At 33.1% G+C, this 13,711-nt stretch carries 10 protein-coding genes and 1 other RNA gene; 5 read left to right on the forward strand and 6 right to left on the reverse strand.

What is annotated here, in order from left to right; translation table 11 throughout:
* Positions 1-124 precede the first annotated feature (124 nt).
* Positions 125-541, reverse strand: a complete 417-nt coding sequence (locus LZQ00_RS02390; RefSeq protein ID WP_234511602.1) for a VOC family protein — start codon at positions 539-541, stop codon at positions 125-127.
* Positions 542-685: 144 nt separating this feature from the next.
* On the reverse strand, positions 686-2,077 hold the full coding sequence (locus LZQ00_RS02395) for an arginine decarboxylase (RefSeq protein WP_234511603.1): 1,392 nt from the start codon (positions 2,075-2,077) through the stop codon (positions 686-688).
* 109 nt (positions 2,078-2,186) lie between these two features.
* On the opposite strand from LZQ00_RS02395, the gene argS reads away from it, so the two are divergent.
* The 5 genes from argS to LZQ00_RS02420 all read left to right on the forward strand — a co-directional run bounded on the left by argS (position 2,187) and on the right by LZQ00_RS02420 (position 8,185).
* Positions 2,187-3,971, forward strand: a complete 1,785-nt coding sequence (argS, locus tag LZQ00_RS02400; protein ID WP_234511605.1) for an arginine--tRNA ligase — start codon at positions 2,187-2,189, stop codon at positions 3,969-3,971.
* 8 nt (positions 3,972-3,979) lie between these two features.
* Positions 3,980-5,062, forward strand: coding sequence for an oxidoreductase (locus LZQ00_RS02405; protein WP_234511607.1), 1,083 nt, complete (start codon positions 3,980-3,982; stop codon positions 5,060-5,062).
* Between the two features lie 3 nt (positions 5,063-5,065).
* Positions 5,066-6,259: an NAD(P)/FAD-dependent oxidoreductase gene (locus tag LZQ00_RS02410; RefSeq protein WP_234511609.1), complete on the forward strand. Its 1,194-nt coding sequence runs from the start codon at positions 5,066-5,068 to the stop codon at positions 6,257-6,259.
* A 69-nt stretch (positions 6,260-6,328) separates the two neighbouring features.
* An RNA gene (rnpB, locus tag LZQ00_RS02415) (RNase P RNA component class A) lies at positions 6,329-6,707 on the forward strand.
* 59 nt (positions 6,708-6,766) lie between these two features.
* On the forward strand, positions 6,767-8,185 hold the full coding sequence (locus LZQ00_RS02420; RefSeq protein ID WP_234511611.1) for a sigma-54-dependent transcriptional regulator: 1,419 nt from the start codon (positions 6,767-6,769) through the stop codon (positions 8,183-8,185).
* A 15-nt stretch (positions 8,186-8,200) separates the two neighbouring features.
* On the opposite strand, the gene LZQ00_RS02425 is transcribed toward LZQ00_RS02420, so the two are convergent.
* The 4 genes from LZQ00_RS02425 to LZQ00_RS02440 form a co-directional block, all read right to left on the reverse strand.
* Positions 8,201-8,872, reverse strand: coding sequence for an HAD family hydrolase (locus LZQ00_RS02425; protein ID WP_234511613.1), 672 nt, complete (start codon positions 8,870-8,872; stop codon positions 8,201-8,203).
* Between the two features lie 145 nt (positions 8,873-9,017).
* Positions 9,018-10,916: a DUF3857 domain-containing protein gene (locus LZQ00_RS02430; protein WP_234511615.1), complete on the reverse strand. Its 1,899-nt coding sequence runs from the start codon at positions 10,914-10,916 to the stop codon at positions 9,018-9,020.
* A complete protein-coding gene (locus tag LZQ00_RS02435; RefSeq protein ID WP_234511617.1) occupies positions 10,916-12,892 on the reverse strand; it encodes a transglutaminase domain-containing protein in 1,977 nt (658 codons plus the stop codon). The genes LZQ00_RS02430 and LZQ00_RS02435 overlap by 1 nt, the downstream gene beginning before the upstream one ends.
* A gap of 83 nt (positions 12,893-12,975) precedes the next feature.
* Positions 12,976-13,344: a hypothetical protein gene (locus LZQ00_RS02440; RefSeq protein ID WP_234511619.1), complete on the reverse strand. Its 369-nt coding sequence runs from the start codon at positions 13,342-13,344 to the stop codon at positions 12,976-12,978.
* Positions 13,345-13,711 lie beyond the last annotated feature (367 nt).

The raw sequence follows: 13,711 nt of genomic DNA on the forward strand, positions 1-13,711 counted from the left end.
TAAGGAATATCATTTTATAAACAAGTCAACAACTATTTTTACCCTTTTTAACGCATTGTTATTTACACAACTACCCGATCCCAAAAACTTCATGTTCATGGGGGTAATAGTCAAAGTAAGAGCTTCAAGATGCTGTTTCTAGTATGCTGATGTCAATTTTTTTCATTTGCATCAAAGCTTCCATTGCTTTTGGTTTGGACAAAAGAACAGCAATATTTTCGGGAATTATTTGCCAAGAAAATCCAAATTTATCCTTCAGCCATCCACACATACTTTCTTCACCACCTTCGGATGTCAACTTGCTCCAATAATGATCGATTTCTTGTTGATCTTTACATTCGACAACAAAAGATACTGCTTCCGTCGGTTTAAACATAGGTCCTCCATTGAGTCCCATAAATCTCGTCTTGTTGATTTCAAAAATAACAACCATAGCGTTGGAAGAAACAATTTTTGCTTCCTTAAAAATAGAACAGTAAAATTCTGCAGCAGCTTGGGCTTGACCATCAAACCATAAGCAAGAATAAATTGAATTAGTCATAATATTAATAAGTTTTATAATTTTTAGTCATTACCATAAAAATACAAACTAAATTAATATAATTTGTGGTCTAATTTTATTAAGAAAAATAAAAAGGGTTAGAAATTACTATTTCTAACCCTTTTATTATCAGTGATTTTTAAATTATTGATAACCCAATAACTTCATGACTTGTTTTGAATTTTGTTCCTCACCAAATACTTCGTAATTAAATGTTTCATCTCGATTTCTACGAATAATTACATGCTTTGGAGAAGGTAGTAGACAGTGATGGATACCACCATAACCACTTAATACATCTTGATAAGCCCCTGTGTGGAAAAATCCCAAATACTGTACTTTACGTGTTTTAGGCATAAAAACAGAACTTGTATGTGCTTCTTGATTATAATAATCTTGACCATCACAAGTAATGCCGCCTAAATTAACACGTTCATATTCAGAATCCCAATTGTTAATTGGAAGTAGAATGTATTTTTGATTTAAGGCCCAAACATCCGGTAAGTTTGTAATAAATGAACCATCAATCATAAACCATTTTTCCCGATCATTTTGCAATTTACGACCCAGTACTTTATACAAAATACCCGAAGCTTCTGCAACCGTATATTTACCAAACTCCGTGATAATATCTGGCTCCATTACATCATGTTGTGCACATATTTGCTTGATTCGGTTTACAATTTCATTGACCATATATTCATAATCAAAATCATGAACCAATGAGTCTTTAAAAGGCATTCCTCCTCCAATATCTAACGTGTCTAAGTCTGGATTTACCTTTTTAAACTTACAATATAAGGTTACATACTTTTCTAACTCATTCCAATAATAAGGAGTATCCGATATACCAGAGTTAATAAAGAAATGTAATAATTTAACCTTAAAATTCGGATTTTCAGCAATTTTGTTGTTATAAAAATCAACAACATCTTCAATACGAATACCTAATCTTGATGTGTAAAATTGAGAATCTGGCTGCTCTTCCGATGCAATACGGATACCCAAAGCACATGGTTCTTCTAATTCAATCTCATCATCATACAGATTAAACTCTTCTTTATTATCTAAAACAGGGATAATATTCTTATACCCATCATGGATCATATCGATGATATACTGTTTATACTGATAAGTCTTAAAACCGTTACAAATAACGGTAATGTCTTTCGTTACGGTACCTTGACGTTCCAAAGAATCAATCATTGGCATATCAAATGCAGATGATGTCTCTAAGTGAATATCATTCTTCAACGCTTCTTCAACGATATGTTTGAAGTGGGAAGACTTTGTACAATAACAGTATTTGTAGGACCCTCTGTAGTTGTGTTTCAAAATTGCGGTTTGAAACAAAATTTTCGCTTGTTGAATTTTTTTGCTGACGATTGGCAAATAAGTAAAACGCAACGGTGTACCGTACGTTTCTATCATTTCCATTAAATTCAAATCGTGGAAATACAATTCGTCGTCGATGATTTCGAATCCGTCTTGCGGAAAACCAACACTTAGGTCAAGAAATTCCTGATAGCTCTGCATTTTTTATTATTTTTGCAAAGATATACTTTCAAGGTGAATACAAGAATAAGGAATGTAAATTATTTTTGTGTTCTATTTCAGGGAGTTGCAAATTTTACTTAATCATTACATGGCGAATTCTATTCAAACCAGACTTATTGAAGTCACTGTTCAAGCTGTAAAAGAGCTTTATCATGCAGAAATTTCTGAAAATCAAATTACTTTGCAAGAAACACGCAAAGAGTTTGAAGGACAAATTACTATTGTAACTTTTCCTGTAACCCGATTTTCTAAGAAATCTCCTGAGCAAACAGGGACTGAGATTGGCGAATATTTGAAAGCAAATATTGCAGAGATTACAGATTTTAATGTTATTAAAGGGTTTTTGAATATTTGCCTTTCAGATCAGTACTGGATTTCTTTATTGAATGATACCATAGTGAAAAGTGATTTTGGTGTATTCCCTTCAAATGGTAAACGATTAATGGTAGAATATTCTTCCCCTAATACAAATAAGCCATTGCATTTAGGGCATATTCGTAACAATCTGTTAGGTTATTCTGTTTCCGAAATTTTAAAAGCATATGGTTATGACGTGATTAAAGCAAATTTGGTTAATGATCGTGGAATCCATATTTGTAAATCCATGTTAGCATGGCAGAAATTTGGAAACGGAGAAACCCCAGAATCAACGGGTATGAAAGGTGACCATTTAGTCGGTAAATATTATGTTGTTTTTGATAAGGAATATAAAAAGGAAATCGAATCGTTAAAAGAAGCTGGTCAATCAGAAGAAGATGCCAAGAAAAATGCACCATTGATTAAAGAAGCACAAGCGATGTTACAACAATGGGAAGCTGGTGATGAGGCTGTGATCGAACTTTGGAAAACGATGAATAGTTGGGTATATGCTGGTTTTGAAAAAACATATAAACAATTGGGCGTTGATTTCGATAAATATTATTACGAATCAAACACCTATTTATTAGGAAAAGATATTATACAAGAAGGTTTAGATAATGGTGTTTTCTTTAGAAAAGAAGATAACTCTGTATGGATTGACTTGACTGCAGAAGGATTAGATGAAAAATTGGTCTTGCGTGGTGACGGAACTTCCGTATATATTACACAAGACTTAGGCACTGCGCAATTAAAATATGATGAATTCAATATGAATGATTCTATTTATGTGGTTGGTAATGAGCAAGATTACCACTTCAAGGTTTTGTTTCTTATTTTGAAAAAATTAGGTAAATCTTGGGCAGATGGTTTATTCCATCTATCCTATGGTATGGTTGATTTACCTTCTGGTAAAATGAAATCTCGTGAGGGTACTGTTGTTGATGCAGATGATTTGATGGATGAAATGATTGAGACTGCAAAAGAACGTACGGAAGAATTGGGGAAAACAGAAGGTCTATCTGAAGAAAACAAGAAAGTGCTTTATAATACTATTGGGATGGGAGCTTTGAAATATTTCTTGTTAAAAGTTGATCCTAAGAAACGGGTATTATTCGATCCAAAGGAATCTGTTGATTTTCAAGGAAATACAGGTCCTTTTATCCAGTACACGTACGCTCGTATTAAATCAGTGCTTTCAAAAGCAAACTTTGATGATAACGCAACAGTATCGATCCCTTCTTCTATATCAGCTTACGAGCGAGACTTGATCATGAGTTTAGGAAATTTTCCGAGTATTATTGAGATTTCAGCTCAAGAATTTAGTCCTGCTCAAATGTCAAATTATATCTATGATGTTGCGAAGTTGTATAATAAATTCTATCATGAAGAGACAATTTTAAAAGCTGAAATTGAAGATGTGAAAAACTTCCGTTTACATTTATCGGCTTCTTCTGCGAGAATTATTGCTAAAGGAATGAATTTATTAGGAATAGAAGTTCCTGAACGTATGTAATTTTAATCATGATGACTCAAAAAATTCGTGTTGGTCTAGTAGGATTTGGTATTTCTGGACAAGTGTTCCATGCTCCTATAATGCGATCCGTTCCTGAACTGGAGTTGGTCAAAGTAACTGCCCGTAAAGAGGAGCAAAAAGTAATTCTAAGAGAAAAATATCCTACAGCAGAAGCTGTAGATCATATCGATGCTATATTAGAAGATGATTCCATTGATTTGGTGGTCATAGCAACCTCAAATGATATGCATTACCCATTTGCTAAGCAAGCACTGCTAGCAGGTAAACATGTTGTGGTTGAAAAACCATTTACTAATACTTCTGAGCAAGCAGATGAATTAATTACGTTAGCGAAAGGAAAAGGTAAAATATTATCTGTATACCATAACTTAAGGTTCAATTCAGACTTTAGAACTATTCTTAATGTGGTGAAAGATGAACGTTTAGGGGGGATTAAAAATTTTGAAGTTCGTTATGATCGTTTTCGTAATCATTTGCGACCAAATGCTTGGCGAGAAGATAACCTACCAGGTTCGGGTATTTTTTATGACCTAGGTGCCCATTTGATTGATCAAACATTACAACTATTTGGTAAACCAAATGCTTTGTTTGCAGATTTAAGTATCCAAAGACCAAGAGCAAAAGCCATTGATCATTTCGAATTGCTACTTTATTACCCTGAAATGCGTGTATCATTAAAAGGAGGGATGTTAGCAAAGGAACCTACGCCTCGTTATACTATCTTTGCTTTAAATGGGAATTTTCTGAAAAATGGAGTAGACTCTCAAGAGGCTTTGCTACGTGCAGGTAAATTTCCTGATGAAGATCCAAATTGGGGAAAAGAGGACCCTGCTATATATGGTAAGCTCAATTTATTACTAGATGGTCAGGATATAGAAGAAACCATTCCGTCCAAATTAGGAAGTTACCCAGATTATTACCAAAATATAGCACATGCTATTTTGGGTAAAGAGAAACTAATCGTAACCCCAGAGCAAGCACGAGATGTTATTCGAATCATTGAATTAGGTGTTCTAAGTCAGGAGAAACGCTGTGTAATACCTTTAGATAATCAATTAATCGCTTACTAAGATATGAAGCAGTATGATGCCATCATAGTAGGTGGAGGAGCGTGTGGTTTGATGTGTGCTGCTCAAGCGGGATTATTGGGGAAAAGTGTCTTAGTGGTTGAACGAAATGATAAAGTAGGTGCAAAAATTTTGATTTCAGGAGGGGGACGATGTAATTACACAAATCTAGGAACAAGTATTGATAATTTCGTTTCCGAAAATCCACAGTTTTTAAAATCCGTATTCAGTCAATGGACAGTTGAGGATACGTTAGATTTTTTTGAATCTCATGGTATTTTTGGAGAAGAAAAAACATTAGGACAATTATTCCCTTCTACGAATAAAGCGAAAGATGTTGTTGCTGTTTTTACGCAGATCCTGTATGATACGAATCAAGATATTGTATTAAATTCGTTAGTTAAAGCTGTCGAAAAAAACGAGGAAGGCTTTCTCATAACCATTGAAAATAAGAAAGGCGAACAGCATTTGAAAACGAAAAAAGTGGTGATGGCAAGTGGAGGACTCCCTGTTTATAAACTAGGTGCATCAGACTTTGCCATCCGCGTTGCAAAAAAATTTGAACTAGCTATTGTGCCAACAGCTCCCGCATTAGTACCCTTAACGATTACTGGAAAAGATGCCGATTGGTATGCTTCTTTAGCAGGCAATTCTGTATTCTCTCGAGTTTATAATAAAGAAATCAGTTTCGAAGAGAATATTTTATTTACACATTGGGGCTTAAGTGGTCCCGCTATTTTACAGATCTCTTCTTATTGGCGTGCAGGTGAAGAGTTTTATATAGACTTGTTACCTCAGTTTAAGTTAGAAGAATTGATTAAAGAAGAACGAAATCAAGGAGGTAAACGTTTGGTGTCTCACATGCTAAATGATTATTTTACAAAAAGAATGGTCGAAGCATTAGGTAAGTTATTACCGATAGAAACTAAAATTGCATCTTTAAGTAAAACAGATGCAAAATTAATTATCGATACCATTCACAAGTTTAAAGTAAAACCAGCAGGAGATAAAGGTTACGATAAAGCTGAAGTTATGCGAGGAGGTGTCTCTACAGCTGCATTAAACCCAAAAACTTTAGAAAGTAAGCAAGTTGCTGGTTTATTTTTTGGAGGTGAAACCGTTGATGTTACAGGCTGGTTAGGGGGATATAATTTCCAATGGGCTTGGGCTTCAGGGTATGCCATAGCACAGGCTATTTAATTCTGCATTTATATTTTTTCTTTTTTTAAAGCTAATAATTTACCAATCTAAATCCTACCTTTGCATTTGAAGCAAACTGGTTCTATCGCTGCTCCTTTTGGAGGAGAGGAAAGTCCGGGCAACGCAGAGCAACACGCTTCCTAACGGGAAGGATGCTGCATAGCAGTAGACAGAAAGTGCCACAGAAAATATACCGCTTTTAGGAGTAAGGGTGAAAACGTGAGGTAAGAGCTCACGGTCTTGTATGGTAACATGCATTACGGTAAACCTCGTGTGTTGAAAGACCAAATAGGTTACGAAACTCGAAGGCTGCTCGTCTTCTTTTAGGTTCACCTAAGATTCGTAATGGGTAGGTTGATGGAGCTAGTCAGTGATGACTAGCCTAGATAAATGATAGAAATTCCGTTTTTTCGGTTTACAGAACCCGGCTTATAAGGTTTGCTTCTTTTTTATTATATTACCGATAATTTAGATAACACCTTATTAGCAGGTAAATAAAACTTATTTATGAGTACCATATTAATTATTGATGACGAACGAGCTATCAGAAATTCATTAAGAGACATCTTAGAATATGAAGATTACAATCTATTGGATGTAGATAATGGGATTGATGGTTTAGAAATTATTAAGAAGGAAAAAATAGATCTTGTTCTCTGTGATATTAAGATGAACAAAATGGATGGCATGGAAGTTCTGGAAACAGCTCAAAAAACAAATCCAGACCTCCCTTTTATTATGATTTCTGGACATGGTACGATAGAAACTGCTGTAGAAGCAGCAAAAAAGGGTGCTTTCGACTTTTTAGAAAAACCTTTAGATCTTAATCGCCTATTAATCACCGTTAGAAATGGCTTGGAGAAAGTTTCTTTGGTTACAGAGACAAAAGTTTTAAAGAAAAAAGTAACAAGCTATAAAACCAAAGAAATTCTAGGTAAATCAGATGCAATTTCTCGAATTAAGGAAACAATTGACCGTGTAGCTCCTACAGAAGCACGTGTATTAATTACAGGAGCCAATGGTTCTGGAAAGGAATTAGTTGCTCGTTGGTTACATGAAAAATCTAACCGTGGGGAAGGTCCTTTAATTGAAGTTAACTGTGCTGCAATTCCATCAGAACTAATTGAATCGGAACTATTTGGTCATGAAAAAGGATCTTTTACTTCTGCAATTAAGCAACGACTAGGTAAATTTGAGCTAGCGACTAATGGTACCTTATTCTTAGATGAAATAGGAGACATGAGCCTTTCAGCTCAAGCGAAGGTATTAAGAGCTTTACAAGAACATAAAATCACTCGGGTAGGGGGTGATAAAGAAATAGATGTCAATGTTCGTGTTGTTGCTGCAACGAATAAAAACCTGTTGAAGGAGATTGATGCAGGAAATTTTAGAATGGATTTGTACCATCGTCTTTCCGTTATTTTAATTCATGTTCCATCTCTAACAGAAAGAGTAGATGATATCCCTTTATTGTCTAAGAATTTTTGTGAAGAAATATGTAATGAATACGGGGTTCCTGTGAAAGAAATTACTTCAGCTGCATTAAAAGAATTAAGCAACTTACCTTGGACAGGTAATATCCGTGAATTACGTAACATGATTGAACGTCTCATCATTTTAAGTGATAAATCAATTACAGATAGAGATGTTATTGCTTTTGCAAATCCTTCAAATACGGTTAATGCCGTTTCCGCTATTAATAATAACGAAGATGTAAGAAATAATACGGAACATCATAATGGAGAAAGAGTTAATCTTGATAATTTTGCTTCATTCCAAGACTTTAAAGATTTCGCGGAGCGAGAATTTATAAAATATAAATTGGAAAAGAATACATGGAATGTTTCTAAAACTGCTGACGATTTAGATATACAGCGGAGCCATTTATATAGTAAGATTGAAAAATTTGGTCTTAAACGAGATTAAAAAAAGAGCTTGATTTTATGAATCAAGCTCTTTTTTTAATAACTCAAGTATTTTATTTGCAGATATTTCTGAATAGTCGGTAATGTAAGCATCGCATAAGGGTAATTGGTCTTTGCTATGTGATGATAGTACGCCAATGACTTTCATTCCTGCCTGAATAGCGGCAGTGATGCCTGAAAAAGAGTCTTCAAAAACGATGCATTCCGCTGGAGTTACCTGTAGATTTTCAGCGGACTTTAAGTATACTTCAGGATGTGGTTTATGCAACGAAACATCTTCACTACTTAAGAGAGAATCCATCTTAGAACGAATATGCAATGCATCTAAAATCAAGTCCATATTTTCTTTAGGAGCTGATGTAGCTACTCCAGTTTTGAAACTATGTGCTTTCAAATCGTCTAAAAATTCTAAATAGCCTTTAATCGGAGACACTTGTTCTTTATAAATAACTCTAAAAAGTTGCTCCTTTTCAAATTCTAGATCTTTTAATTCATTTTTAGCTATAGGACGTTTGAAAAAATATTGCATGATATAACTATTATGTTTACCATACATATGTTTCTCAAATTCTTCTTCATTACTTTGAATATTGTAATTTTTAAAAAAAGCCTCAAAGGCCTGAGCATGATAAGGGTTCGTGTCACAAATTACCCCATCCATATCGAAAATAACAGCATAATTATTCATGTTACGAAGGTACATCTTTGGTTATCATATTATGAATGGTAAGGTAAGCCTTTTGTGATCTTAAAGTAAGTTTTTGTTAAGCATAAGGTTTACATTACATCAATTGATCTGCTATCTTTTAATCCACTTTACCACATAGATAGACTTATTGTATAGGTAACGTAAATTTGCTTCGATCAGCACTATTTATATTCGTATGAAACTCTACAAAATCAATAAAAGATTCCGCAGGATATGTTCCATCATTAATAACTAATTTTCTGTTGAAGTACAGTTTTCCATCTTTAATCTCATTTGTTACTTCATATTTCCCCATTATACAAGAAAATACTTGTTTTTCTATTGGAATGGTAAGTTTTATCGATTGTGGGAGATCGATTATAATACGATCTATCTCCGTAAATGCTCGATTGATATATACTTCTTTTTGTCTATTTTTTATTGCGCTAAGTGTTGATCGTATATTAAAAATATTCGGATGTATGATTATTTTTCCATCGGATTTTACTGCATAGTTTTTAATAAAAACATCTATTTTTTCATTAATGGAGGGTTTTGCCGATTTGTTTTCGGTATATTGAATTTTATCGAAATTGATATTATCAATATTATAATAATTGGCAAGCAACTTCGGTTTTTCTGGTGTTGACGCTAAGATAACATCATAATGATTACTGTAGGTTGTACCAGAAAAGGTTGTTGATACATTTCCCGTTAAATTGCCATTATCATCGAGTTTCAAATGTGCTTCGCGTATTTGATTATTATCTTCGACAGTATATTTAGGGGTTTTCAGGATCTTGCCTCCATCAGGAGTGCACGCTAATACAAGACGATCGTCAGTAAAATCATCTAAAAAGCCAAAAGGTAAAGTTTGACTTGTACACTCTAGCCATGTTGTGTCATTGGCGAATGGAAGACAAAGGATAATATGATTACCGTCCAATACATTAGCAAATGTTGCATTGATATCACGTTTCATACTACCAGCTTCAACGATACAATAATAGGAAGGAATATCAGCAAATGATAATAGATTCTGCATATAATTGGCTAATGCTTTACAATCACCATATCCTAAACGATCGACTTCTGATGCAGGAAAAGGCTCTAATCCTCCTATGCCAATTTGAACACTGATATAGCGTGTCTTATTTTGCATATATTCATAGATTAATTTTGCCTTTTCTTTTGGTGAAGTCACATTTTTAGTCAAATTTATAACTTCAGTTTTGACAGAAGGAGATAAATTTTGTTTACCACTGAGTAAGCTGGTATTCATCCATAAACCAAATTCTTTCCAGTCTTTAAAACTACCTTCTTTGTCGTAATAAACAAATTTCTCTGGAACGACTTGAACCCTTGGAGCATATTTTAACGGGTTAGGGGAATAAGATTCTAATCTTTGGGCCGCCAGATTCTCAACTTTCCAGGTTTGAATTATTCCTTTATCAGTCTCTGTTTTCTCAATTGTATTATTGTAATTAAGGCTATTTATTCGAACTTGAGTTTGTTTAGGTGTTATTAATTCAAAAGAGCTTTTTTCTACGGATACGTTTTCATTGTATGACGGATCCCACACAGGTAAAGCTAGATTTTGTTTGTGACGAATTTCATATTTGTATTCAATTGTATAAGGATATTCAGTTTGTTGAGGGGTATAAAATTTAACCCTTACATCTGCATATAATGTACCATTATCGACTGCACTTTTATCATTAAAATCTTTTGCAGTAATTTTTCTAGTGGCTAAACCAAATTCATTATAAACAGTTCCTTTAAGTTCTTTTATCGATGTATTCTTATTATAATAGATGGGCAAATTGGCATAAATATCTCCATTCTTATTGTAAACGGTTATTGCTTTGTTGAGAATTTCTACAACTTGATTGTTGGGTAATATTTCCAATGAAAGTTTTTCTTCTCTAATTGTGGCTGCCGCACGAGTTTTTAGTTTTGAAGGTATGTTTTCTACAGCATAATTGGTTTGCGCAATGGTTACTTGAGTAGAAATAATAGTTAATAGAAAAAGATAAATTCTCATTATTTTGATTGGATCTTAAAATCAATTTTTTGTTGTTGTATTTTTTTTGATAGGAGTTCTTTCAAGTGAAAATATTCATCCACATCGTATATAGGTTTGTTGAAAGCTGTATTTTGAGAAAATATAAAAGAACCATTTTCAAAGGAAGCCATATATCTATATTTTGCGGATCCTTCGGGTAATGTTAATGCTATTTTCTTTGGTAAATCAGCTATTTCAAGTGTTTCGGGAATTTTAATTTCAACTTGATAATTTTCTTGCGTTAAAAAACCTAGATCTACTGGATAGGTACGCTCCATTAAATTAAAAGGATTTTTGGTCGTTTTGTCAATCAAAGTTGGATTAAGAATCCAATAATTTGCTTGGTCATTTTTAGGAAGAGCCACATCAATATCAAACCTTTCGATTAATATATTATCTATACTATCCAAATTGAATATTTCATGATTTTTTAAATTGAATTTTTCTAGCTTTTCATCCATTTTTTCATTGTACTCTTCTAAGCTATTGAAAGATTTCATTTCTTGCCTTTTATTCAATGCTTTATTTCCTGAATAGTTAATTTCTAAATTTCCTTTTAAATGTCCTTGCTCTGTGATTTCACCTTTAAAGCTATAAAGAGTAATCGAGGTCAGTGCACTTTTAAGTGGTATCCACTCAGAAGATTTTTTGGAATAAATAACACGTCCTCTTTCATTCATACAACGAATGGGAATGGAACCGAAAGGAGATAGTGGTTCAGATGCATCTAAGAGAAAATCTTGTCCATTAATTTTTGCAAGGACAATGACATAGTCAAAATCTGAAAGTACTGGGAATTTAGGATTTGGAAACCCATTATCACGCGTAGATAGAATGACAGGATATGCTTCAATAGAAGCTGCCTGGAGAGCTGCAATTAGCGCTAAGTTAATATCAGCTACATTACCTGATCGTTTCTTTAAAGCATCTTCTATTCCTTCTTGTGCATACTTACCAATGTAGTGGTTCCATTTGATTTGTTTCGCAATATAATTGTAAAGCAATTTTGCCTTCGTATAATTATCATTTGCAGTAGCCGTGATTTGAGGAATTATGTCTTTGAATAATTCTTTATTTTTTATTTGACCTCCAAATGTTTTTTCATTCATTAATTCTATATCAACATCTTTCCATTCTTTTGAAAAATTCTTAATATTTCCATTGGGATATCTGATAGAAGCCAACTCATAATAAATTGCAGATTTGAAATTATTAGCGGCAGTCATGTAATCTTCTTCTATAAAGGCAGGGATATTTTGCATCGTATAGATTAACTTAGAACAATCCATTCGAGCTCCACCAAGGAAGATACAATCTGCTAAACGTTCGGATTTTTGATCTGTAAGTTTATAAAAACCTCTCAGCACAACATTATAATCAAAAGAAGCGGGTATGACTGCAATATACTTACTAGCTACTTTTGGGATATCATCTTGAAATACCCAAGTTTTGAAATTGAAATAATTGTAATAATTAATGGTGTAAGTAACTTCTATAATAGATCCTTCTTTAATATTGGGTAGTGTGAACTTATTGAGATTTATGTTTTCAGATTTTTTTTCTTTAAATACTTTAGACTTATCTAGATCAGTACGGATGATTTTGCCATTTTCTAGATTGTATGTTGTCCCTTTTACACTGGTAAAATAATCTTCACTCTGACTACTGTATTTACTGGTTGGAACGACAAAATTAGCTTTATCAAAACCTTCTTTATTAAAAATTTTAATAACAACATGATATTCATGTATTAAGCGCGGTTGGTTGGTATAATCATCCACAACAAAGCTAGATCTTCCCTCTTCACGAAGGACTACAGCATTAGCATTACTATCAATCACATTGCGATCAAAATTAAGATCATCATATGTGATTTTACCAAACTCAAATTCTTGAGAATAAGTTTTTGAAAATAGAAAAAATGTTAAAAATATAGTAAATATTTGGCGTATCATATAAGTCTGATTGACATTAAATAAATATGATACGAATATATAACTTAGAAATCTTTTTTTTATTGAAATAATTACTTATTGATTTATTTTTTTAAAAGATCATGAATCGTAAGAGCGATTGCATGCACGTCTTCTCCATCTTCAAGAAGAGAGAAGGCAATATATGTTGCATAAATTTCAATACTGAATTTTTCATGTTTATCAGCAATAAATGCATCGATTTGTTGTTCTGTGCAATCGAATCCTATTTGCTGTAATTCATTGAATAAATTTGTCGAAATAGTGGCATGATCTTCACCACTTGCAAATGCTACAAGTATGTGAAATAGAAATTTATCAACAATTTCATTATCAGATTTTTTAAAGAGGGATAAAATATGTTGATAATCAAACTTTGTTTTGGCACTATTGACAATACTGTCCCAAATTTCGTGTTTTACAGATGCTTCCATAGCTAAGCTGTTTTTTAGTTTAGTTGGTTTCTTAAATATACCTAAAAAAACAATTGATACAGAAATTTTGTTTGATTTAATTTTTTTTCAAAAAGAAAGAGACCCGAAAGCCTCTTCTTATTATTATATTAATATATGGTTAATCTTATTTGGATGAAATCAATTCGTATAAAGAAAATAAAGCTTCTCCTAATAAACAGCCTATCATTAGTCCAAGAATTATTGATAGACCTATTTTTACCCAGGAAGTTTGTTTGATGATTAATTTCATGCTGCGAACTTCGTTATTTGCTTGCTGATCTGCATATTTTTTTGGGGGTTTAATTTTATTTGTAGTGTATTATCTACATTTAGTTAGTGTAAATTT

The organism is Sphingobacterium sp. SRCM116780, assembly GCF_021442025.1.
In the GTDB taxonomy this organism is placed as follows: Bacteria; Bacteroidota; Bacteroidia; order Sphingobacteriales; family Sphingobacteriaceae; genus Sphingobacterium.

Bases quoted from the DNA above. Each gene is read 5' to 3' on its own strand.
- argS (WP_234511605.1), top strand. From the start codon at position 2,187: ATGGCGAATTCTATTCAAACCAGACTTATTGAAGTCACTGTTCAAGCT.
- LZQ00_RS02390 (WP_234511602.1), bottom strand. From the start codon at position 541: ATGACTAATTCAATTTATTCTTGCTTATGGTTTGATGGTCAAGCCCAA.
- LZQ00_RS02430 (WP_234511615.1), bottom strand. From the start codon at position 10,916: ATGAGAATTTATCTTTTTCTATTAACTATTATTTCTACTCAAGTAACC.
- LZQ00_RS02425 (WP_234511613.1), bottom strand. From the start codon at position 8,872: ATGAATAATTATGCTGTTATTTTCGATATGGATGGGGTAATTTGTGAC.
- LZQ00_RS02410 (WP_234511609.1), top strand. From the start codon at position 5,066: ATGAAGCAGTATGATGCCATCATAGTAGGTGGAGGAGCGTGTGGTTTG.
- LZQ00_RS02435 (WP_234511617.1), bottom strand. From the start codon at position 12,892: ATGATACGCCAAATATTTACTATATTTTTAACATTTTTTCTATTTTCA.
- LZQ00_RS02420 (WP_234511611.1), top strand. From the start codon at position 6,767: ATGAGTACCATATTAATTATTGATGACGAACGAGCTATCAGAAATTCA.
- LZQ00_RS02395 (WP_234511603.1), bottom strand. From the start codon at position 2,077: ATGCAGAGCTATCAGGAATTTCTTGACCTAAGTGTTGGTTTTCCGCAA.
- LZQ00_RS02440 (WP_234511619.1), bottom strand. From the start codon at position 13,344: ATGGAAGCATCTGTAAAACACGAAATTTGGGACAGTATTGTCAATAGT.
- LZQ00_RS02405 (WP_234511607.1), top strand. From the start codon at position 3,980: ATGATGACTCAAAAAATTCGTGTTGGTCTAGTAGGATTTGGTATTTCT.